This is a genomic window from Streptococcus mitis (genome assembly GCF_000722695.1).
Classification (GTDB): domain Bacteria; phylum Bacillota; class Bacilli; order Lactobacillales; family Streptococcaceae; genus Streptococcus; species Streptococcus mitis_O.
The window spans coordinates 39417-62500 of the sequence record NZ_JPFU01000003.1 but is presented as its reverse complement, the minus strand read 5'-3'; the positions used below and the strand labels follow the sequence as shown (position 1 = coordinate 62500).

20 protein-coding genes, 2 tRNA genes and 2 rRNA genes (1 of these 24 only partly in view) are annotated in these 23084 nt (G+C 39.4%); 1 reads left to right on the top strand and 23 read right to left on the bottom strand.

Annotated elements, in window-relative coordinates; all coding sequences use genetic code 11:
* The 9 genes from SK629_RS01315 to pbp2a all read right to left on the bottom strand — a co-directional run.
* Nucleotides 1-1414 (bottom strand): 23S ribosomal RNA (locus SK629_RS01315); it reaches 1487 nt to the left of the window's first position.
* Nucleotides 1415-1537: 123 nt separating this feature from the next.
* A tRNA-Ala gene (locus tag SK629_RS01310) sits at nucleotides 1538-1610 on the bottom strand.
* A gap of 51 nt (nucleotides 1611-1661) precedes the next feature.
* A 16S ribosomal RNA gene (locus SK629_RS01305) occupies nucleotides 1662-3207 on the bottom strand.
* The 16S and 23S rRNA genes sit together here with 2 tRNA genes alongside, the layout of an rRNA operon.
* Before the next feature lie 241 nt (nucleotides 3208-3448).
* Nucleotides 3449-3520 (bottom strand) — tRNA-Glu (locus SK629_RS01300).
* A 93-nt stretch (nucleotides 3521-3613) separates the two neighbouring features.
* On the bottom strand, nucleotides 3614-4093 hold the full coding sequence (locus tag SK629_RS01295; protein ID WP_042900250.1) for a sigma-70 family RNA polymerase sigma factor: 480 nt from the start codon (nucleotides 4091-4093) through the stop codon (nucleotides 3614-3616).
* A 120-nt stretch (nucleotides 4094-4213) separates the two neighbouring features.
* A complete protein-coding gene (gene nusG, locus SK629_RS01290; RefSeq protein WP_000376739.1) occupies nucleotides 4214-4750 on the bottom strand; it encodes a transcription termination/antitermination protein NusG in 537 nt (178 codons plus the stop codon).
* A gap of 54 nt (nucleotides 4751-4804) precedes the next feature.
* Entirely contained in the window at nucleotides 4805-4981 is a 177-nt protein-coding gene (secE, locus tag SK629_RS01285; protein WP_042900249.1) for a preprotein translocase subunit SecE, read from the bottom strand.
* Between the two features lie 9 nt (nucleotides 4982-4990).
* Complete coding sequence (gene rpmG, locus SK629_RS01280; RefSeq protein WP_001809375.1) at nucleotides 4991-5143, bottom strand: 50S ribosomal protein L33; 153 nt, start codon at nucleotides 5141-5143, stop codon at nucleotides 4991-4993.
* Between the two features lie 52 nt (nucleotides 5144-5195).
* Nucleotides 5196-7391: a penicillin-binding protein PBP2A gene (gene pbp2a / locus SK629_RS01275; protein ID WP_042900248.1), complete on the bottom strand. Its 2196-nt coding sequence runs from the start codon at nucleotides 7389-7391 to the stop codon at nucleotides 5196-5198.
* 86 nt (nucleotides 7392-7477) lie between these two features.
* Here pbp2a and SK629_RS01270 point away from each other — a divergent pair, with 86 nt between their 5' ends.
* Nucleotides 7478-8353, top strand: coding sequence for an RluA family pseudouridine synthase (locus SK629_RS01270; protein WP_080710156.1), 876 nt, complete (start codon nucleotides 7478-7480; stop codon nucleotides 8351-8353).
* 68 nt (nucleotides 8354-8421) lie between these two features.
* On the opposite strand, the gene gap is transcribed toward SK629_RS01270, so the two are convergent.
* The 14 genes from gap to tkt form a co-directional block, all read right to left on the bottom strand.
* Nucleotides 8422-9429 carry a type I glyceraldehyde-3-phosphate dehydrogenase gene (gene gap, locus SK629_RS01265; RefSeq protein WP_000260685.1) on the bottom strand — a complete coding sequence of 336 codons (1008 nt, stop codon included), beginning with the start codon at nucleotides 9427-9429 and terminating at the stop codon, nucleotides 8422-8424.
* Nucleotides 9430-9608: 179 nt separating this feature from the next.
* Nucleotides 9609-10910 carry an ABC transporter permease gene (locus SK629_RS01260; RefSeq protein ID WP_200872329.1) on the bottom strand — a complete coding sequence of 434 codons (1302 nt, stop codon included), beginning with the start codon at nucleotides 10908-10910 and terminating at the stop codon, nucleotides 9609-9611.
* Nucleotides 10879-11562 (bottom strand): ABC transporter ATP-binding protein, encoded by a 684-nt coding sequence (locus tag SK629_RS01255; RefSeq protein ID WP_042900247.1) that lies wholly within the window; start codon nucleotides 11560-11562, stop codon nucleotides 10879-10881. The genes SK629_RS01260 and SK629_RS01255 overlap by 32 nt, the downstream gene beginning before the upstream one ends.
* Complete coding sequence (locus SK629_RS01250; RefSeq protein ID WP_042900246.1) at nucleotides 11543-12751, bottom strand: hypothetical protein; 1209 nt, start codon at nucleotides 12749-12751, stop codon at nucleotides 11543-11545. Before SK629_RS01250 ends, SK629_RS01255 begins: the two co-directional genes overlap by 20 nt.
* 11 nt (nucleotides 12752-12762) lie before the next feature.
* Nucleotides 12763-13347 carry an ABC transporter ATP-binding protein gene (locus tag SK629_RS11115; protein ID WP_000861995.1) on the bottom strand — a complete coding sequence of 195 codons (585 nt, stop codon included), beginning with the start codon at nucleotides 13345-13347 and terminating at the stop codon, nucleotides 12763-12765.
* A 389-nt stretch (nucleotides 13348-13736) separates the two neighbouring features.
* Nucleotides 13737-14027, bottom strand: coding sequence for a hypothetical protein (locus SK629_RS01240; protein WP_050492331.1), 291 nt, complete (start codon nucleotides 14025-14027; stop codon nucleotides 13737-13739).
* A gap of 155 nt (nucleotides 14028-14182) precedes the next feature.
* Complete coding sequence (locus SK629_RS01235) at nucleotides 14183-15103, bottom strand: helix-turn-helix domain-containing protein (protein WP_042900245.1); 921 nt, start codon at nucleotides 15101-15103, stop codon at nucleotides 14183-14185.
* 123 nt (nucleotides 15104-15226) lie between these two features.
* On the bottom strand, nucleotides 15227-17878 hold the full coding sequence (gene adhE, locus SK629_RS01230; protein ID WP_042900244.1) for a bifunctional acetaldehyde-CoA/alcohol dehydrogenase: 2652 nt from the start codon (nucleotides 17876-17878) through the stop codon (nucleotides 15227-15229).
* A 271-nt stretch (nucleotides 17879-18149) separates the two neighbouring features.
* Nucleotides 18150-18560, bottom strand: coding sequence for an MORN repeat-containing protein (locus SK629_RS01225; RefSeq protein ID WP_042900243.1), 411 nt, complete (start codon nucleotides 18558-18560; stop codon nucleotides 18150-18152).
* Nucleotides 18547-18990: a low molecular weight protein-tyrosine-phosphatase gene (locus SK629_RS01220; protein ID WP_042900242.1), complete on the bottom strand. Its 444-nt coding sequence runs from the start codon at nucleotides 18988-18990 to the stop codon at nucleotides 18547-18549. Before SK629_RS01220 ends, SK629_RS01225 begins: the two co-directional genes overlap by 14 nt.
* Nucleotides 18991-19036: 46 nt before the next feature.
* Complete coding sequence (gene yajC / locus SK629_RS01215; protein WP_042900241.1) at nucleotides 19037-19336, bottom strand: preprotein translocase subunit YajC; 300 nt, start codon at nucleotides 19334-19336, stop codon at nucleotides 19037-19039.
* A gap of 274 nt (nucleotides 19337-19610) precedes the next feature.
* Nucleotides 19611-19811 (bottom strand): hypothetical protein, encoded by a 201-nt coding sequence (locus SK629_RS01210; protein ID WP_042900240.1) that lies wholly within the window; start codon nucleotides 19809-19811, stop codon nucleotides 19611-19613.
* A gap of 11 nt (nucleotides 19812-19822) precedes the next feature.
* On the bottom strand, nucleotides 19823-20446 hold the full coding sequence (locus SK629_RS01205) for a hypothetical protein (RefSeq protein ID WP_042900239.1): 624 nt from the start codon (nucleotides 20444-20446) through the stop codon (nucleotides 19823-19825).
* A gap of 579 nt (nucleotides 20447-21025) precedes the next feature.
* Nucleotides 21026-23002, bottom strand: coding sequence for a transketolase (gene tkt / locus SK629_RS01200; protein WP_042900238.1), 1977 nt, complete (start codon nucleotides 23000-23002; stop codon nucleotides 21026-21028).
* Between the last annotated feature and the right edge of the window lie 82 nt (nucleotides 23003-23084).

The following is a 23084-nucleotide window of genomic DNA, read 5'->3' as shown; positions in this document are numbered from 1 at the left end:
CTGTTGTCCATCGGATACACCTTTCGGTCTCTCCTTAGGTCCCGACTAACCCAGGGCGGACGAGCCTTCCCCTGGAAACCTTAGTCTTACGGTGGACAGGATTCTCACCTGTCTTTCGCTACTCATACCGGCATTCTCACTTCTATGCGTTCCAGCACTCCTCACGGTACACCTTCTTCACACATAGAACGCTCTCCTACCATACCTATAAAGGTATCCACAGCTTCGGTAAATTGTTTTAGCCCCGGTACATTTTCGGCGCAGGGTCACTCGACTAGTGAGCTATTACGCACTCTTTGAATGAATAGCTGCTTCTAAGCTAACATCCTAGTTGTCTGTGCAACCCCACATCCTTTTCCACTTAACAATTATTTTGGGACCTTAGCTGGTGGTCTGGGCTGTTTCCCTTTCGACTACGGATCTTAGCACTCGCAGTCTGACTGCCGACCATAATTCATTGGCATTCGGAGTTTATCTGAGATTGGTAATCCGGGATGGACCCCTCACCCAAACAGTGCTCTACCTCCAAGAATCTTTATGTCGACGCTAGCCCTAAAGCTATTTCGGAGAGAACCAGCTATCTCCAAGTTCGTTTGGAATTTCTCCGCTACCCACAAGTCATCCAAGCACTTTTCAACGTGCCCTGGTTCGGTCCTCCAGTGCGTCTTACCGCACCTTCAACCTGCTCATGGGTAGGTCACATGGTTTCGGGTCTACGTCATGATACTAAGGCGCCCTATTCAGACTCGGTTTCCCTACGGCTCCGTCTCTTCAACTTAACCTCGCATCATAACGTAACTCGCCGGTTCATTCTACAAAAGGCACGCTCTCACCCATTAACGGGCTCGAACTTGTTGTAGGCACACGGTTTCAGGTTCTATTTCACTCCCCTTCCGGGGTGCTTTTCACCTTTCCCTCACGGTACTGGTTCACTATCGGTCACTAGGGAGTATTTAGGGTTGGGAGATGGTCCTCCCAGATTCCGACGGGATTTCGCGTGTCCCGCCGTACTCAGGATATTGCTAGGTACAAAGACTATTTTAAATACGAGGCTATTACTCTCTTTGGCTGATCTTCCCAAATCATTCTTCTATAATCTTTGAGTCCACATTGCAGTCCTACAACCCCGAAGAGTAAACTCTTCGGTTTGCCCTTCTGCCGTTTCGCTCGCCGCTACTAAGGCAATCGCTTTTGCTTTCTCTTCCTGCAGCTACTTAGATGTTTCAGTTCACTGCGTCTTCCTCCTCACATCCTTAACAGATGCGGGTAACAGGTAGTACCTGTTGGGTTCCCCCATTCGGAAATCCCTGGATCATCGCTTACTTACAGCTACCCAAGGCATATCGTCGTTTGTCACGTCCTTCTTCGGCTCCTAGTGCCAAGGCATCCACCGTGCGCCCTTATTAACTTAACCTTATTTTTGACCTTTCAGTCATAAACTCTTATTAATACTACAGCGTTTCGGTTTATTTTCTTGTTACTATTTGATATAGATATTCAATTTTCAATGTGCATTACTTGATGATTCTCTCACCAATGGAGCCTAGCGGGATCGAACCGCTGACCTCCTGCGTGCAAAGCAGGCGCTCTCCCAGCTGAGCTAAGGCCCCACAAGACCTCTCAAGACTAAACAAGACCAATGCGCAGTTCCTTATCCTTAGAAAGGAGGTGATCCAGCCGCACCTTCCGATACGGCTACCTTGTTACGACTTCACCCCTATCATCTATCCCACCTTAGGCGGCTGGCTCCTTACGGTTACCTCACCGACTTCGGGTGTTACAAACTCTCGTGGTGTGACGGGCGGTGTGTACAAGGCCCGGGAACGTATTCACCGCGGCGTGCTGATCCGCGATTACTAGCGATTCCGACTTCATGTAGGCGAGTTGCAGCCTACAATCCGAACTGAGACTGGCTTTAAGAGATTAGCTTGCCGTCACCGGCTTGCGACTCGTTGTACCAGCCATTGTAGCACGTGTGTAGCCCAGGTCATAAGGGGCATAATGATTCGACGTCATCCCCACCTTCCTCCGGTTTATTACCGGCAGTCTCGCTAGAGTGCCCAACTGAATGATGGCAACTAACAATAGGGGTTGCGCTCGTTGCGGGACTTAACCCAACATCTCACGACACGAGCTGACGACAACCATGCACCACCTGTCACCTCTGTCCCGAAGGAAAGCTCTATCTCTAGAGCGGTCAGAGGGATGTCAAGACCTGGTAAGGTTCTTCGCGTTGCTTCGAATTAAACCACATGCTCCACCGCTTGTGCGGGCCCCCGTCAATTCCTTTGAGTTTCAACCTTGCGGTCGTACTCCCCAGGCGGAGTGCTTAATGCGTTAGCTACGGCACTAAACCCCGGAAAGGGTCTAACACCTAGCACTCATCGTTTACGGCGTGGACTACCAGGGTATCTAATCCTGTTTGCTCCCCACGCTTTCGAGCCTCAGCGTCAGTTACAAGCCAGAGAGCCGCTTTCGCCACCGGTGTTCCTCCATATATCTACGCATTTCACCGCTACACATGGAATTCCACTCTCCCCTCTTGCACTCAAGTTAAACAGTTTCCAAAGCGTACTATGGTTAAGCCACAGCCTTTAACTTCAGACTTATCTAACCGCCTGCGCTCGCTTTACGCCCAATAAATCCGGACAACGCTCGGGACCTACGTATTACCGCGGCTGCTGGCACGTAGTTAGCCGTCCCTTTCTGGTAAGATACCGTCACAGTGTGAACTTTCCACTCTCACACTCGTTCTTCTCTTACAACAGAGCTTTACGATCCGAAAACCTTCTTCACTCACGCGGCGTTGCTCGGTCAGACTTCCGTCCATTGCCGAAGATTCCCTACTGCTGCCTCCCGTAGGAGTCTGGGCCGTGTCTCAGTCCCAGTGTGGCCGATCACCCTCTCAGGTCGGCTATGTATCGTCGCCTTGGTGAGCCGTTACCCCACCAACTAGCTAATACAACGCAGGTCCATCTGGTAGTGATGCAATTGCACCTTTCAAACAGTTGTCATGCAACAACTGCTATTATGCGGTATTAGCTATCGTTTCCAATAGTTATCCCCCGCTACCAGGCAGGTTACCTACGCGTTACTCACCCGTTCGCAACTCATCCAGAAGAGCAAGCTCCTCCTTCAGCGTTCTACTTGCATGTATTAGGCACGCCGCCAGCGTTCGTCCTGAGCCAGGATCAAACTCTCATTAAAAGTTTGAGTTCTCACTCATTTCTGTCACTGACAGATTTATTGTTTTTTCATTGTTCAGTACTACAACAATTGTTGTAGCGCCCTGCACATTGGTTCGTCTTGTTCAGTTTTCAAAGGTCTTTGTCACTCGCTTCTCTCAAGTGACAACTATATTAGTATATCACAGTCGCTTTCGCTTGTCAACACTTTTTTGAAACTTTTTTAATCTTTTTTCATCAAGTGTTCCATCCGCAACATACCATAGTCCGTACGGGATTCGAACCCGTGTTACCGCCGTGAAAAGGCGGTGTCTTAACCCCTTGACCAACGGACCAGAGTTGTTATTTTCAACTCTTACTATTATACCCACTTTTCAAACTTTGTCAACACCTTTTTCTAATTTTTTTCAATTTTTTTGCATGCCTTCCTAATGGCTACGGATATCAAACTCTTTAAACACAATACGTAAGTCCCTTAGGACTCTTTGACGTCCTCGGAAGCGTTCATGTCTTAAGACGCGTTCTAACTCTTCTTGTTGCTCTTTACTTTGTTTACTTCTATAATCTCTTAGTGTTTCATGAAAGAGATAATAATCGTCTAGCCAGAGACCTCCCTCACTGATACGATGACTAATCTCACCTACTTCTTCATAGGGTTCTTTATCATATCTTCGTTTTTGACTTTCTTGTTTACGGATATAGTCTAGAATCCGATTCCGAAACTTGGTTTTGAAATATTTCCTTAAACGAGGAATATCTTCTACTAATCCTTCTTCTTTACTAATCAATTCATGCAAGCAAATCATCCCCTCTTGATCCCAATCCGATAGCTCCCATAAATGAAGGTAATATTCATTTCTACACTTGTATACAATACCTTGGACTTCTTCATACAATTCTTTAAGCATAATCTTCCCCTTTCTAGATACAGTTTAACAAATAAAAAAGCTAATTAGGGCCATTTCGCCTATTCTGTCCTCTTTACTGTCTCAACTGCACAAAAAAGAGAGGACAAGCCTCTCTTAGGGTTACAATTCTGCAATTTGGTTTAGGTTTACTTCTGCAACTGTGTCATTACCAAACATAGAGATAATCATTTTCACTTTGTTATTATCAATTTCTGTAATCTTACCAGTGTAGTCTGCAAAAGCACCATCAATAATACGTACGGTTTGGCCAACCTCAACATCGAAATCAAATTCTTGAACAGTTTGTCCCATAGATACCAAAATGTCACGAATTTCTTGTTCCAATAATGGAGTTGGTTTTGATCTGTTCCCATGTGATCCAACAAATCCAGTTACATTTGGTGTGTTTCGAACGACAAACCAAGCTTCATCTGTCATGACCATTTCTACAAGAACATAACCTGGAAAGCGATTTTCTTCTACTTCTTTTCTCTTTCCATTTTTTTCAACTTGCACTGTTTGTGTTGGAATTTCAACACGTAGAATATTATCCAACATATTGTAGGTTTGTGCACGTTGTAATAGATTTTCTTTTACCTTATTTTCATAACCAGAATAAGTTTGTAAAACAAACCACCCTTTATCAAAACTATCCATGATATTTCCTTTCATAAATAGAAGATTTCTAGTGTAATTAACTCCACTAACCTTCTAAAAAATGTTAATAAATCGAATCAAACCTGAAACAATCAACTGGTCAAAAATGTAAATAATTATTACAAAGAAAGCTGTGTATTCCATGATAGAACGAAAATCTCTCCAGCTTTCCTTGCGAGTTGGCCATGTTGTGTCTTTAAGAAGTCTAAAAATATCTCCAATAAAACGCATCGCTCTCTCCTATCTCGTTTCTCTGTGTGTAGTGTACTTGCCACAATGCTTACAAAATTTATTTACTTCTAGTCGTGTAGGCTTGGGGTTTCCACTGATCTTGATTGAATAGTTTCTCGAACCACAAACCGCACAAGCTAGGCTTGCTTTTTTTAGTGCCATAACGCCTCCATCTTATCTATTATAACAAGAAAGCTAGACTTTGACAAGCATCTTAGCGGAATAGATTGACTACCGAATCCCATATTGTTTGAGCCTTTTCTTTAATCTTGGCATCCGAGATAGCCCGACTAGCCTCATCTACTAGACTTTGCGCACGTCCTCGAATATCAGACAAATTATCATCTGTCTGGCTATTATCATTGGTTTGTACTTGTCTTTTTGTGTTAGCTGGTGCGATTCCATTTTTCTTATATGCATTTTCAACTGTAAAGGTACTTCCTGGGGTATAAGGTAAAATGGTATTTGCAATATTTCTGAAGACATGAGCTGCACCGTTTGAAGTAGATCCTGCTAGATAGTGATTTTCATCAGTGGTCGGAAAACCAAGCCAGTGACTAATCACTACATCTGGAGTATAACCAATTACCCACTGGTCACTTGTGTATTCTGGATTGAAAACTGCTTCGGTTGTACCAGTTTTCCCTGCCATGACATAGTCTGCAGGCGATGAACTAATTCCCGTTCCGTTGGTGAATGTACCCAACATCATACTGGTCATCTTGTCAGCTACAGACTTATCAATCACCCGTTTTTGTGAATTTTTATGGCTTGCAATAACTTGTCCACTAGCATTTTCAATTCTACTAATAAAATGAGCTTCCGGCATTAACCCTTCATTTGCAAAAGCAGCATATGCTTGAGCCATTTGAAGAGGGTTGGTTTCAACACCGCTTCCCAAGGCGACGCCAAGAACACGATCGACCTTTTCCATGTTGAGTCCGAATTTTTCGCCTGCTTCAAAAGCCTTGTCAACGCCCAAATCATTAACAGTGGCAACAGCAGGTAGATTAAGCGATTCTGCCAAGGCTTGATACATAGGAACTTCTCGACTCGTTTTGATTCCTGCATAGTTATCAACCTTATAGCTATCGTACTGCATGGTATGGTTATCCAACTGCTTATTCAAAGCCCAGCCTGCTTCAACTGCTGGCGTATAAACAACTAAAGGCTTAATTGTAGAACCAGGACTACGTTTTGATTGAGTTGCATAGTTGAAATTTCGGAATCCAGTTTTATCATTGTCAGCAACTTGACCGACAACTCCACGAACTCCCCCTGTTTTCGGTTCGAGAGCGACACTTCCTGATTGAGCAAATGTTCCATCCTCTGCCCTCGGAAATAGCGCTTTATTTTCATAGACAACCTGCATATTTGCTTGGTAGTTTTGGTCCAGCTCTGTGTAAATGCGGTAACCATTATTGACAATCTCTTCCTCTGTTAGATTATACTTGGAAACAGCTTCGTTAACCACCGCATCAAAGTAAGAAGGATAGCGGTAATCTGAGATTTTTCCTTCATACTTATCGTGCAATTGTGAAGTCATATCAACTTCAGCGGCTTCGGTTTCTTGATTTTTATCAATATATCCTGCTGCAACCATATTCTGCAAGACAGTGTCGCGCCGATTGGTAGAATCTTGTACGGAATTCAAAGGATTATACAGTTCCGGTCCTTTGAGCATCCCTGCCAGAGTCGCAGCTTGATCCAAACTCACTTCTGACGCAGAAACTCCAAAGTATTTCTTACTCGCATCTTCTACACCCCACACACCATTTCCAAAATAAGCGTTGTTAAGGTACATGGTTAAGATCTGATCCTTACTATATTTTTTTGTTAATTCTAAGGCAAGGAAAAATTCTTTCGCTTTTCTCTCAACCGTTTGATCCTGCGACAAATAGGCGTTTTTAGCTAGCTGTTGGGTAATAGTAGAACCACCACCCGAACGTCCAGCAGTGACAATAGCCAAGAAGAAACGACCATAGTTAATCCCGTCATTTTTATAGAAGGAACGGTCTTCTGTCGCAATAACGGCATTCTGCAAATTTTTACTAATATCAGTCAGTTCAACATAAGTTCCTTTTTGACCAGACAAGGCACCTGCCTCTTTTTCTTCACGGTCAAAAATGAGAGTCCGAGTTTTCAAGGCATTTTGCAAATCATTAACATTGGTTGACTTGGCTACAGCAAACAAATAGGTTCCAACTAGCAAGCTTGCACTCAAACCTAGTATAAGGACAATCTTTGTTAGATGATAGCGACGCCAGAATTTTCGAATTGGACCTACTTGGGCTAATTTTTTTCGATCACTACGAGAGCGACGTAAGCTAGTAGAATCAGAATCCTCTGATTCACTTGTTTCTTTTTTAAAAAGAGAAAGAAATTTCTCGAATAATTTATCTAATTTCATGCGTTTATTTTATCATCTTCATCATAGGAAGACAAGAATTTAGCTATTTCCTATCAAAATGGGGCTTTTTTTGTTACAATATCTGTATGAAATTCACATTTACATTACCAGACTCTCTACCTCAAATGACGGTAAAGCAATTACTTGAGGAACAACTCCTCATCCCTAGAAAAATCCGTCATTTTTTGAGAATCAAGAAACATATTTTAATTAATCAGCGAGAAGTTCGCTGGAACGAGGAGGTGAATCCTGGAGATATTTGCCAGTTAACTTTTGACAAGGAAGATTATCCCGAAAAAGAAATCCCTTGGGGCAATCCTGACCTCGTTCAAGAGGTTTATCAAGATCAACACTTAGTTATTGTAAACAAACCAGAGGGTATGAAAACCCACGGTAACCAACCAAATGAAATCGCCCTTCTTAACCATATCAGTGCCTATGTTGGCCAAACTTGCTATGTCGTTCATCGTCTGGACATGGAAACCAGTGGTTTAGTTCTCTTCGCTAAAAATCCTTTTATCCTACCTATTCTCAACCGCTTATTGGAGAAAAAAGAGATTTCTAGGGAATACTGGGCACTAGTTGATGGAAATATCAGCAACAAAGAGCTTGTTTTCAGAGACAAAATCGGACGTGATCGTCATGATCGTAGAAAAAGAATAATTGATGCAAAAAATGGGCAATATGCTGAAACGCATGTAAGCAGATTAAAGCAATTTTCAAACAAAACAGCTCTTGTCCGTTGCAAACTAAAGACAGGGCGAACCCATCAAATCCGTGTCCACCTTTCTCATCATAACTTCCCTATCCTAGGTGACCCTCTCTATAACTCTAGATTAAAAACCAGCAGGCTCATGCTCCATGCCTTTCGACTTTCCTTTACCCATCCACTTACTCTAGAGAAATTAAGCTTCACTACCCTATCAGATACTTTTGAAAGAGAAATAAAAAAGAATGGATGATTGTGTCATCCATTTTTAAATATTTAAAAAGCAAGACCAGAGGCCTTGCTTTTCTATCGACTCAAGAATTATTTAGCGATCTTTGCGAAGTATTCAAGAGTACGAACAAGTTGTGCAGTGTATGACATTTCGTTGTCGTACCATGATACAACTTTAACCAATTGTTTACCGTCAACGTCAAGAACTTTAGTTTGAGTTGCGTCAAATAATGAACCGTAAGACATACCTACGATATCTGAAGATACGATTGGATCTTCTGTGTAACCGTATGATTCGTTTGAAGCTGCTTTCATAGCTGCGTTTACTTCATCAACAGTAACGTTCTTTTCAAGAACTGCTACCAATTCAGTAACTGATCCTGTTGGAGTTGGAACGCGTTGTGCAGATCCGTCAAGTTTACCGTTCAATTCTGGGATTACAAGACCGATAGCTTTCGCAGCACCAGTTGAGTTAGGAACGATGTTTGCAGCACCAGCGCGAGCACGGCGAAGGTCACCACCACGGTGTGGTCCGTCAAGGATCATTTGGTCACCAGTGTAAGCGTGGATAGTAGTCATCAATCCTTCAACAACACCAAAGTTGTCTTGAAGAGCTTTAGCCATTGGAGCCAAGCAGTTTGTAGTACATGAAGCACCTGAGATAACTGTTTCAGTACCGTCAAGAACGTCGTGGTTAGTGTTGAATACAACTGTTTTAACGTCGTTTCCACCAGGAGCAGTGATAACAACTTTTTTAGCTCCACCTTTAAGGTGTTTTTCAGCTGCTTCTTTCTTAGCAAAGAAACCAGTAGCTTCAAGAACGATTTCTACACCGTCAGTAGCCCAGTCGATTTGTTCTGGATCACGTTCAGCAGAAACTTTAACGAATTTACCGTTAACTTCGAATCCACCTTCTTTAACTTCAACAGTACCGTCGAAACGACCTTGAGTTGTGTCGTATTTCAACAAGTGTGCAAGCATAACTGGATCTGTAAGGTCGTTGATGCGTGTAACTTCAACACCTTCTACGTTTTGGATACGACGGAAAGCAAGACGACCGATACGTCCGAAACCGTTAATACCAACTTTAACTACCATTAGTGATTTCCTCCTTATGAAAATCATGAAATTTTTATTGTGAAAAGAGTAACTTGAATCACTACAAATCACCTTTCAACAAACCTATTATATAACTATTTAAGTTTAATTGCAAGTACGGGCATTGTTTTTCTATGTTAGTTTCTTTTTGAGCGACGATAATCTAGTAACGTCCTTAACTATTCATATCGTAGCGATTCTACAGGATCCATTTTACTAATTTTACGCGCTGGGAAGTAGGCTGAGACATAACCAAGCAATAGAGCGAAAACTAGAGTTCCTAAAATAGATAAAAGATTTAATTCAAAAACCTTAGTGATGGATGGGTAAAAATGATTTACAACCACATTCGCCAAACTTCCCACCCCTTGTGCAACCAAAAATGCCAGCAACAAGGCAATGCCTACAATCCAAATAGCCTCGTAAATAAAAATTCCTTTGACATCGCGATTTTGATAACCAACTGCCTTCATGACACCTATTTCCTTAGAACGCTGCATGATATTGATGTAAATAATGATACCAATCATGACTGCTGCTACCACAATAGCTTGTGATGAAAGCACAATCAACAATCCCTGAATGACACGAATAAAAGTAATCACAATATCAAGAACCTTCTGTTGAGAAAGAACAGTATACTTCTTATTTTTCTGTAATTCTTCTGTTACCGCTTTTGTCTGTGATGGATCTTTGAGTTCCAAGATAAAATAAGATACAGCTTTTGTAAATCCAGCTTCTTTCAAAATTGTTTCCATTTGATTAGAGGGCATAAAACTGTTGCTGTTCTCCATGTCATCTTCATCATTGATCACACGCACAATCTTTGTTTGAAATTGAGCAGTCTTGCTAGCTTCGGCAGCATTTTCTACAATACTTGCTGAAACTGATTTGCCAATAACATCATTAGCTGTCAGATTTTTTCCTGTCTGTTCATTCCAACTTTTTAGTAAACTACTTGGAATCGTCAACCCCTGTTCATTTGCATCACTATAGAGGGAGCCAGCTAATACTTTGTCCGCCTCATTACTACTAACAGAAATACTTGTATCCTCATAGAGACTCACTACTTGAGCATAAGAAGGCATCGTTTGACTCAGATCCATTTCTTGCCCATCTATAGTAATATTTGACATGGTCATCCCAAAAGGACTCTCCAAATATTTAATAGCTTCTTTCCCAACTGTATCCGTGATATAGTTCTTATCATCTTGGTTCAAAAAGCCTCGTCCAGCATTTTCTGTATTTAAAGCAATCTGAACTTGAGAAGGAATTTGACCTCCATTCGTATTTTCATCAATCATCGAAATCAAAGCATTTCCTAATCCAAAAGAAATTAAGACTCCTACAAAACCGATTGAGGTTGCTAGCGCAATCAATAAGTTACGCCACTTTCTTTCCATAAAGTTATTTAAAGAAAGTTTGAATTTGTTTTTCAATGATAATCCTTTATTTTTTGACTTCTTCAACGACTTCACCATCCTTCATTTTGATAATCACATCTGCATATTCAGCAACCTCTGGATTATGGGTTACAATCAATACTGTTTTCCCTGTTTGGGCTAAATTTTTAAATACTTCCAATACCATTTCTTGGGATTGAGAATCCAGCGAACCCGTTGGCTCATCTGCTACAATCATATCAGGTTGATTTACCAAGGCACGCGCGATTGCTACACGTTGCTTTTGCCCGCCAGAAAGCTGTTTAACATTTTTAGCCACAAAAGGTTCCATGCCCAAGTTACTTAATTGCTCCTTTGCAATCATTGTCATCTCCCTGTCAGATAAATCTTTGACATAGAGAGGTAGCTTGACATTGTCCAAGACAGATTGATGAGGAATGAGGTTAAAGTTTTGAAACACAAATCCAATCTTATCTTTACGAAATTGGGTTAGTTCAATCTCTGATAAGTCACGGAGAGTTTCCCCTTTAAATTCTAAAACTCCTTCGTATTGTCTATCCAGACCACTGATGATGTTTAGTAAACTGGTTTTGCCACAGCCTGACGGCCCGTAAATCGCTGTAATTTTACCTTTTTCAATCTGCAGGTTTATATTCTTTAAAGCCTGCTCTTGATGTTTACCGTCCAAGGCGTAAAACTTTGAAATACTTTTAATGGATAAAATGGACATGATTATCTCCTTTAATTACTTTTGACAACATATGTCGATATAAACTACAATAAATAATACTGATATAAACTATATTTAACAATATCAAGCCCCATAAACCAAATAGTTTAATTTGATTGAATAATAAGCAAACCATAACTGGTACGAAGCGAATAATGTACAACGTTATCCTTGTATTTATAGGAATTGAAAAAGAATCTAATTCTTTCGCATTCTTGAAATGATACTTTCTAAATATAATTATCTCTAACATTTGTATCCCTTGGCATAAAAAATATGCTAGAGAAACTCCGAAAAGAAATAGGGAAATATCTATAAAACCGTACCCCAGATAATTTAAAAAGAAATATAGTGAGATCGACGGAACTAAGATACTAATAAAATTTAAAGACCAAATTCTTTTTTTTATAAATTTATTAAGATTGACCCCCACAGCCTTCAGATAAGGGAAGTCCTTATTTAAAGTAAGAAAATAAAAATTTATCCCTTTATTGCTAAAAAATACTGTCCCTGAAAATAAAGCTGTATTCAATATCATCGCTTTATTCGAGATATCAATTCCTAAAAAATCTGGTAAAACCAACCACATGAACATAAACATAAAAGTTGAAAATACAGGTATAGTCATCGCTTTAAACACCGTCAAACCATCAACTACAGATAATAAATAGGCCATACTGAACGATTTTTTAAACCTTGGCCTAACATACCTGATTTTCGGTATAAAAAATATACTATTAAGTAAAAAAACAAGTAGGCATGCAAATATTCCTAAAGAAATATCATAGAAAAAAATAACTACTAAGATGGGGGAAACTAGAATTAAATTCTTTAAAAATACTATATTCCAAAATTCTCTCCCTGTGACATTGAAAAATATCCTCATTGTACTCTCTGTTTTAGTTTTTAAAACATAAATATTTTCATAAATTATTCCTAATAACAAAATTGCAGGAACAAGTATTTTTACTAATTCAAAGTATGATAGGATACCCCAAATTTGATTTTCACTTAATAGCTTATAAACTTCTTGTTTAGCAAAACAAAATATAAAAATCAAACTAACAGATGAAAAAAAATATTTGTAGGTCGATTGAAGCAACGATAATTCCTTGACATTATTCGAATCATTCCAGTATCCCTGTCGAGATAGGAATAATAGAGTAATAGAATAATAAAACTTTTCCATATAACTTTCCTCTACAAAGAAATAATCTGATCAACTGTCGGTAAAATTTCTTGCCTCTCGTGACTTACAATAATGAAGTGTTTGCCTAGATTTATCTTTTGCTCCATCAATTGAAGCAGATTTTCAACCGAAATTTGATCTAAACCTGATAAAGGTTCATCCATAACATACAAGTCCGAATCCAATAAAAACGCTGCTATAAGCATTACTTTTTTCTTTTCTCCTAATGACAATGATTGAATTGTTTGTGTCATTAATTTCTCATTCAAATAAAATTGTTCTCGTAATTCTCTTAACCGTTCTTCGAACAAATTTGTTTCAATAAAAAATTGTTTCTGTAAAAATCCGAATAATAAATTAGGAGATAAACCAATGAAATAGTTGTCCGAAGAATCTGGAACATAGCTAACTTTTTCTTCAGAAATCAATGAGCCAGAATATGGTTGAACAATTCCTAGTAATACTTTCAATAATGTTGACTTTCCTGAGCCATTTTTTCCAGTAATCAGTGTAAGACCTGAATTTGAAGTATCAAAAGAAATATTGTTAAACAGTATCCTACTATTTATTCTATACGAAATGTTCTCTACTTTCATTTTTTCTCCTTTTATATTATAATTAAAATAGTTGATAGTTATGTCTATAATCTTTTTGAGAATGCCCATTTTCAAACTGAGACATAACTATCAATTATTTTTTTATATTAATTTCTAATTTTACTAATATTTTATGTAAAAATCAACTCTGTTCTATTAATTTCTAAACTAGAACCACTGTTTAACCCAGCCCCAAATTGCTGTTAAAACCCAATCAATAAGAACCCATTTGATAATTTTTAATACCCAACGCCACATAATACTCCCTCCTATTTACTAAACCATTGTTGAACCCAGCTCCAAATAGCTGTCCACATTAAATTAATCAAAATCCATTTTACTATTTTCCATACCCAACGCCACATATTTTATTTCTCCTTTTTAAATTTCTATTTTAATTTTCTAAAAAAATCAAAATCTCTAAATGTTCTATTACACTCCAACGTCATATCAAGTCCCTCATTTACTTCTCGTACAATAATAAGTGCATTATTTGCTATACCGACTAATGGATAGACTTTTAATATCTGGGGTTTTATTGTAATCAAATCCAATAAATAGCCGTTAACTCTTATTTCCACTTGAAGAAGAGTTGATAGCGTTTGTCGAATGAGCAGTACATCTCCAACTTCTGACATGCTAGGCAATAAAACATTATTTATTCGTTCAAATTCTAGCATATCAAACCTCTAAACTCAGCCCCACCACCCACCAATGATAAGTAACAAAAACAACATCTTAACCATAGCAAATCCCTTTCTTATTTATTTACAAATTCATTTTAACAAAAAAGTGACATTTCTCCAATGACAGAAATGTCACTCCTATAAAGCATTTAACAATACCTTTCTAAGTCTTCGCTCCATTCATTATCTAAACTAACGATTAACTTCTCATTGCCAAACATCCTCGCCATCATTTTTGCTTCTTCATACTTTTGTTTGGCTGTATCATAATCCATCTGAATATAATATTTCCATTCTACCATCAAGACAATCGGTTGCTTTTGAAAATCTCGTGTTTTCTGCCCTATTTTATTTAAGGTCTCAACTGCTCTCTTAAAATAATGAAACAGCCCCATAATTTCTATACAAGCTAAAGAAGCTAACAAGGAATCTCTAAGCAAATCCAAACAATCGAACTCTATCTTATCAACCTGAGAACTTAGTTTGTCATGAAAACAAAGAATGGTTTCATGCTCAGATTCTTTTATCTCACCCACATTTAAACCATCCATTAACTGACAGTTGAAATACAGTCTCAATTTCAACAAGTCCTCGGCTTTATATACATCTCTGGATAGTAAGTCTTGAAGACCGTCCTCAATCACACCGCTTCCGTATAAGGAATTACTAGTCGCCCTCACTTCATCTATTGCTTGAAGACAATCCACTATCATCTTCTCATCACGTGGCAAATCATCATAAAAATTCTCAAAAATCTCATCAAAATATTCTTCCTTTTGTTCCTGCAACTCCTTGTCTCCGTAGTCAGGGTGATGTAAAAGAAAGTACTTTAATTCTTGGTAACGCTTCGGTAATTCCTTATAATCTGGCATCAAGACGTAGGACGGAATTTCTAATCGTTCTGCAATATATTCTAGTGTTTTTATTGTCGGGCGAAACTCTCCTTTTTCGATTCTCACCAACTGACGCACTGATAATTCAGACTCATCCCCACAAAAAACTGGACGACTAAGTCCTTTCTCCTCTCTTAAAAGTCGCACTTTATCCCCTAAGTCATTCATCTTGTTCATTTGCCCCTCGCATGATTATAAAAGATTTGATTTTCAAACAAATATATGCGATGATTATACCATTTTTCAAATAGAATTACAAAAAAAGAGACAGGAAATTCCTGCCTCTAGGCTGATAAACGATTATTTACGACGTCCTGGACGTTCTGCATAGCCATAGTAAGCATCTGCCATGATTTCTTCCATGTCAGCTACCATTGGCAAGCGTGGATTTGCAGGAGAACATTGGTCTTCATAAGCAAGCAAGGCAATTTCATGCAAGCTGTCTTTCCAAGCTTTTTCATCAATTCCTTGATCCTTGAAGTTCATCTTGATACCTACTGCAACACCAAGTTCGTAAACAGCTTTAGCGTATGCTTCAACTGCTTCTTCTGGAGTTGAGTGAGGCAAGCCAAGCATTTTCGCGATGTCTTGGAATTTCTCATCAGCTTTCCAATAGTTGTACTTAGGCCATGTAGTTGTCTTAGATGGACGAGTTCCGTTGTAACGGATAACGTATGGAAGCAAGATAGCATTTGTACGTCCGTGAACAGTGTGGTGAACACCACCAATCTTGTGGGCCATTGAGTGGCTCATACCAAGGAAGGCATTGGCGAAGGCCATACCAGCCATTGTAGACGCGTTGTGCATTTTCTCACGAGCTTCTGGGTCAGCTGTCTTAACAGATTTTTCCAACCATTCAAAGACAAGTTTAATTGTTTGAAGCGCAATACCATCTGTATAGTCGTTAGCAAAGTTTGAAGTGTAGGCTTCAGTCGCGTGTGTCAAGACGTCCATACCTGTATCAGCAGCGATAAAGTCTGGAACTGATTCAACCAAAGCAGGGTCAACAATCGCAATAGTTGGTGTCAATGAGTAGTCAGCCAATGGGTATTTGCGGTTGTTTTTCTTGTCAGAGATAACGGCAAATGGTGTTACTTCTGAACCAGTACCTGAAGTTGTTGGGATACCAATGTACTTCGCTTTCTTACCAAGTGATGGGAAGCGGAAGGCGCGTTTACGGATATCCATAAATTTTTGAACCAAGTCACGGAAGTCGATTTCTGGTTGTTCGTAGAAGAGCCACATTACTTTCGCCGCGTCCATTGGAGAACCACCACCAAGAGCAATGATTGTGTCTGGTTCAAATGCTTTCATCACTTCAGCACCACGTTCTACAGTTGTGATGTCTGGATCTGGTTCAACATCTGAGAAGACTTGGATAGTTACACGGTTGCTACGTGCGTTCAATTGGTCGATAACACGTTGAACGAAACCGAGTTTTTCAATAGATTTGTCTGTAACAATCAGAACACGTTCAATATCTTCACATGTTTGAAGGTATTGGATAGAATTGCGTTCGAAGTAAATTTTTGAAGGAACTTTAAACCATTGCATATTATTTCTACGTTTCCCTACTTTCTTGATGTTTAGGAGGTTAATAGCGCTCACGTTATCACCAACAGAGTTACGTCCGTATGAACCACATCCAAGTGTCAATGATGGGATGAAGGCATTGTAAACGTCACCGATACCACCGAAAGTAGATGGAGAGTTCCAGATAATACGCATAGCTTTGATTTCTGTACCAAAGCGTTTAGCAAGCTCTTCGTCTTTTGTATGGATAGCTGCTGAGTGACCAAGTCCGTTAAACTCAACCATTTGACGAGCTTTTGTAAGACCATCTTCTGTGTCTTCAGCTTTCAATACAGCGATTACTGGTGACAATTTTTCACGAGTCAATGGTTCTTTTGGTCCTACTTCTTCACATTCTGCAGCTAAGATGTTTGTTCCTTCTGGAACACTGAATCCTGCTTGTTCTGCAATCCATGCTGCTGGTTTACCAACAATGTTTGCATTTAGTTTAGCACCAGCACAGTTTTTGCTGTTTGCTTTCACACCAAAACAGAATTCTTCAAGAAGTGCTTTTTCTTTTTTGTTTACAAAGTAAGTGTGGTATGATTTGAATTCTTCTACAAATTCATCATACACTTCTTTATCAATGATAACCGCTTGCTCTGATGCACAGACCATACCATTATCAAATGATTTAGACATCACAATGTCATGGGCAGCTTGACGAAGGTCAGCTGATTTTTCTACATAAGCAGGAACGTTTCCGGCACCTACCCCAAGAGCTGGTTTCCCACATGAGTAAGCTGCTTTAACCATGGCGTTACCACCAGTTGCAAGGATAGTCGCAATACCTTCGTGGTTCATAAGCGCTCCAGTTGCTTCCATAGATGGCTCTGTAATCCATTGAACACAGTTTTCAGGCGCTCCAGCTGCGACAGCGGCATCACGAACGATTTGTGCTGCGTGAGCTGATGATTCTTGAGCTGATGGGTGGAAAGCAAACACGATTGGATTACGTGTTTTCAAAGCAATCAATGATTTGAAAATTGCTGTTGATGTTGGGTTTGTTGTTGGAGTGACACCACACACAACACCGACAGGTTCTGCAATCTTCGTCAAGCCTGTAACGGGATCATCTTCGATAACTCCGACAGTTTTAACTCCGCGCATGTTATTCACAACATGTTCACAGGCAAAAAGATTTTTTGTCGCTTTGTCTTCAAATACACCACGACCAGTTTCTTCAATTGCATGTTGTGCTAGGATACCGTGCGCATCAAGAGCTGCAACTGAAGCTTTCGCTACGATGTAGTCAACTTGTTCTTGGTTCAACTTGCGCATTTCATCAAGCGCAACCAAAGCTTTTTGTACTAGTCCGTCTACATGCTTTTCAGCAGCGAGTTGTTTTTGCTCAGGTGTTACAGTTTTTTTATCAGCCATATTTTCCTCCATAGCCTTTAAGGATTTTATCCTTTGTTAATTTTTTCACAAGTTTATTATAACTCTTTTTTTATGTTTTGTAAACAGTTTCATAAACATTTCACAAAGAATTTTTGCGATATTGTGAAATTACTCTCAAATACGTTATAGTATCAGCTTTTAACTAGATGATTGTGAAATAACAACAAAAAAATTTTTATTTCACAAACCTAACAAACGAGAGGAAAGCGCTTTCTTGTTTCTTGTAAAAAAACCTCCATGTCAGGAGGTCTTATTTTTGTTGAAAGATACCTTGTTTGAATGTTCCTTCATAAACGACTTCTTGTTCTGTTGTTAGTTTTCCTTTTCCTTCAGCCTGACCATTTACAAAATCACCTTCGTAGGTCCATCCTTCTTTAGATTGAAAGGTACCTTTTCCGTTGAAGGCTCCATTGCTGAAACCACCAGTATACTGGTCTCCATTTTGGAAGGTGATGGTGCCTTGACCATTCATTTTACCACGAACAAGACTGCCGTCATAAACAATCGTTCCATTATCCAGTTTTAAGACACCTTTTCCAGGAATATTTAGAAAAAAGACGAGTAGAGCACAGAAAATAATGGTAACTACTGCTAAAATCTCTAAACGTGGACGAGTCAGATAGACACGATACTTGTCGTAAAAATTCTTAAAATTTTCCACCTTCACTCTCCTTTTCTAAACGTTCTAGCCAAGCTTGACAACCCTCTTGAACACGCCGATAAGTTTCTTCAAAATCTCCTGTATACCAAGGATCTGGAACACTTTCAGATGCAAATGAGTGTATCTTATCTTGACAATCTACTGAACACATCTGACGTAAGTCAGAAACATTTGAAGCGTCCATTCCGATAACATAATCAAAGTCTTCAAAATCTTCCCTACTAATCTGAAGTGATGTCTTGTTCGTGTCATAAGGAATCTGATACTGTTGAAAAATCCCTTGAGTTCCCTTATGAATCGGATTACCATGTTCCCAAGAGGAAGTCGCTCGACTTTGGATTTCATAGTTATCTGTCATTGATTTCATAACAAACTCAGCCATAGGACTGCGGCAAATATTTCCCAAACAGACAAAGACTAGTTTTTTCATCCCATTTCCTTTCTTTTATAGAAAAACGGGAGTTAGTGATCCCGCCTTATTTTTCAATTGCGCCTTCGAGTGAAGCTGTTTCTTTCAGCGGCAATACGGTCTTGATAGCAGCTAGTTCAAAAGTCAAGTAGACTCCATCTACATCAAGAACAATTGTTCTCTTCTCCGTGTCTACTTCATCGACTGTTCCATAAAGTCCACCGATTGTAATTACTTCATAGCCTTTTTGCAGTTTATTTAAACTTTCCATACGTTTTTGTGCTTGTTTCTTTTGAGAACGTTGCGTAAAGAACATCAAGCCCATCATAAGGACTAGTATGATTAAAAATGTATAATTTGGATTCATTAGTTTCTCCTTTGTCTTTTACATAGGACTACTATATCAAATTTCAGCTACTTTTACAAGATTGTACCTTGCTTTTATGCCAATAAAAAACTTTGCATGTGACATTCATGATATTCAAAAACAATTAGAATTCCACATCTATCCCTCCATTGAACCCCCCTTCATCGCTTGTGATACAATAAATATGATAACAGCGCAACGATTATTGTATGCTATCGCATTGCAGATAAAAAACGGCAAAGCAGAAACTGCCTCACCGTTCTCGGGTAACATCTTATTTCTTTTTCAAATATTTAGAAAGTTCATTTATTACCCACACAAAAATAGCTATCCATTGAGCAATAGAAAAAAAGATAAAAAACATGAAAAATAATGCATCTGTGGTTAAAGTTAATACACTCAAATTTCTACACAGTATTAAAGAGATAAATGGAACTAAAATGGCCCATGTCATCTGTAAAATCATTTTTTTCATCTTTTGTCTTTCTAATAATATCTATCTCCATGATAGTACAAAGATCTCTTGTAATTTGAGGTTTGAGAAACTTGTATGTTTACACTACCTGCTTCCCCTATACCAATACTTCCTCCTGTAGAAACAGTAGTTGTGGTTGTGCTATATAGTCCCCCACTAAGAGTATAGTGAATACGATTTGCATCAGGCAATGCGTATTGGAAATTACCACTAAATACTAAATCGCCTGCATTGTATTCAGCATAAATGATTCTTTTTATTCCTCTAAACCAACCACTTTTACTTACTTCGCAATAAAAATAGACTTGCCCTGCATCTCCAGGGACATGAGCATATAATGTGTCATCTTGAAAAGAACTTGCTAGACGTACGTAAGAAACACTATCTACTCCAGCAGTATTAACTGATCTCATCCTGCTGCTAGGAAATAACAATCGAGATGCCTCTTCATAGCTTACTCCAGTATTTTTTATATAATCGTTTATTATGTCATTTTTACTCACCTCGGTTGAAGAAGAGTCATTTAAAGAAATAGCGTAGTTTTTTTGTTCGTCAGCTTGAACAGTACTATGAAAATTAATACTTATAACAAATAAACTGATGAGAAAAAGTATAGCAATATTTAAACGTTTCATAATCATTACCTCCTCATTACGAAACCAAATATAGAACACTAGCGACCGATAATCTCTACTTTAAACCTCCTTATATTATATTTAGTGCAGTTAGCTACTGCCAAAGCCCAAGTGGTATACTTGGAATAAGCCACTGTGGATTAGTTCATTTCCTCCAATCGCTTGACGATCTCTGAAAGGCTCTAACCACATTTTTTTGTTTCAATTGGTAATGAGTTTGATGACGCATAGACGTTTTATCTCCTAAAAAACGAACTACCCTTTGACGAACAAAAAGTGATGTGGCTTCTGAAATTGACACCAGATTACCTTTGAAAAATGGACTTTTTCAAAGGCTTTTTGCCGTGCTCTAAAATCATCAAATTGAATTAAGAAATATTTTAGATAAAACTATTGACTTTTCTTATAGTTTATCTTTCAGGTTATCTTCGCTTATATTTTACTACAAAACATTGTTAAAGTCAAAGAAAATGAATACGCTTTCTTTATTTCAGTTCTTAGGTTTCGGTTCTTAGCTGATATTCCTAAACTAGTATCATCGGTCATAAAAAACCAGAGCTTGCGCCCTGATTTTTAGGATTATTTCAAGTTTTGAACAACTTTTACAAGATTTTCTACAGTAAAGCCATATTCTGCCAATACTTTTGGTGCTGGGGCAGAGGCTCCGAAGGTATCAATACCTAGAACGGCACCATCAAGACCAACATATTTGTACCAGTTTTGAGTTGCACCCATTTCGACTGCAACACGACGGCGGACTGCATTTGGAAGAATTTCTTCCTTGTATGCTGCATCTTGTTTATCAAAGACATCTGTAGATGGCATGCTGACTACGCGGACTTTTGCACCTTGACTAGCCAATTCTTTGGCAGCTGAGACAGCAAGATTGACCTCTGAACCTGTTGCAATCAAGATGGTATCAAAGTCTGCTGCATTTTCATAGACAACATAGGCACCTTTTGCAACCTTGTCAAAGTCTGTTCCCTCTTCGACAGTCAAGTTTTGACGTGTCAAGACAAGGGCAGTTGGTGTTTTCTCACTTGTCACTGCAAGGTACCAAGCTGCTTGCGTTTCACGCGCATCTGCTGGACGGAAAACATTTAGATTTGGCATAGCACGAAGACCTGCTAAGTGCTCAACGGGTTCGTGCGTTGGGCCATCTTCCCCAACTGCAATAGAATCGTGGGTAAAGACATAAGTCACAGGAAGTCCTTGCAAGGCTGACAAGCGGACAGCTGCCTTCACATAGTCAGAGAAGACGAAGAAAGTTCCACCGTATACACGAAGTCCACCGTGAAGAGCCATCCCGTTTAAGATCGTTCCCATTGCAAATTCACGAACACCAAACTGAATGTTACGGTTCAAGCGATTGGCATCGTCTTGAAGTCCATCAGTCTTGATATAAGTCATGTTTGAGTGAGCAAGGTCAGCTGATCCACCTAGGAAGGTTGGCAATTTAGCAGCTACAACGTTCAAGGCATCTTGGCTTGAATTACGAGTTGCTTGAGAGAAGCCATTTTCTAAGGCTGGGAAGTCTGCTGGAGTCACTTCAACTGGATCACGCCCATCGATGATTGCTTCTACTTCTGCTGCCAGTTCTGGATGAGCTTCTTTATAATCTGCAACAAGTTTTGTCCAAGCTTGATAAGCTGATGCGCCACGGTCTGCAACATTTTCTTTGAAATCAGCATAAACTTGCTCTGGGATTTCAAATGGTTCGTAGTCCCAACCGAGTGCTTGGCGAGTTGCTGCAGTTTCATCTGCTCCAAGAGGGGCACCGTGTACAGCATTAGTTCCCTGTTTGTTTGGAGAACCGTATCCAATCACGGTCTTCACTTCAATCAAAGATGGTTTGCCTGAAGCTTTAGCTGCTTCGATAGCAGCATGGATTGCTTCCAAGTCTGTTCCATCTTCAACCAAGGCTGTATGCCAACCATAAGCATTGTAACGGTCACGAACACTTTCTGTAAAGGAATCCTTTGTCTCACCATCCAAGTTGATGTCATTTGAATCATAAAGAACAACCAACTTGTCTAGTTTTTGCAAGCCTGCGTATGAAGCTGCCTCGCTTGAGACACCTTCCATCAAGTCTCCGTCTCCACAGATAACGTATGTATAGTGATCAAAGATATTGTAGCCTTCACGGTTATATTTGGCTGCTAGGAAACGTTCTGCTTGGGCAAAACCAGTAGCAGTTGAAATCCCTTGACCTAGAGGACCTGTCGTAGCATCAATCCCTGCTGTATGGCCAAATTCTGGGTGACCAGGTGTTTTTGAACCCCATTGACGGAAGCTCTTGATCTCATCCATACTGACATCTTCAAAACCAGAAAGGTGAAGAAGGGCATAAAGGAGCATTGAACCATGACCAGCTGACAGAATAAAGCGGTCGCGGTTGATCCAGTTTGGTTGTGCTGGATTGATACGAAGTTGTTTTGTAAAGAGACTGTAAGCCATCGGAGCTGCTCCCATAACCACACCTGGGTGACCTGAGTTGGCTTTGTTGATGGCGTCAATACCTAGGAAACGAATTGCATTAACAGATAGATTTGACATAGAATTTCCTTTCTATTTTAAGGTGATTATTGAATCACACATTCTATTTTACTATTATATGAAAAAATACATAGAATAGCAA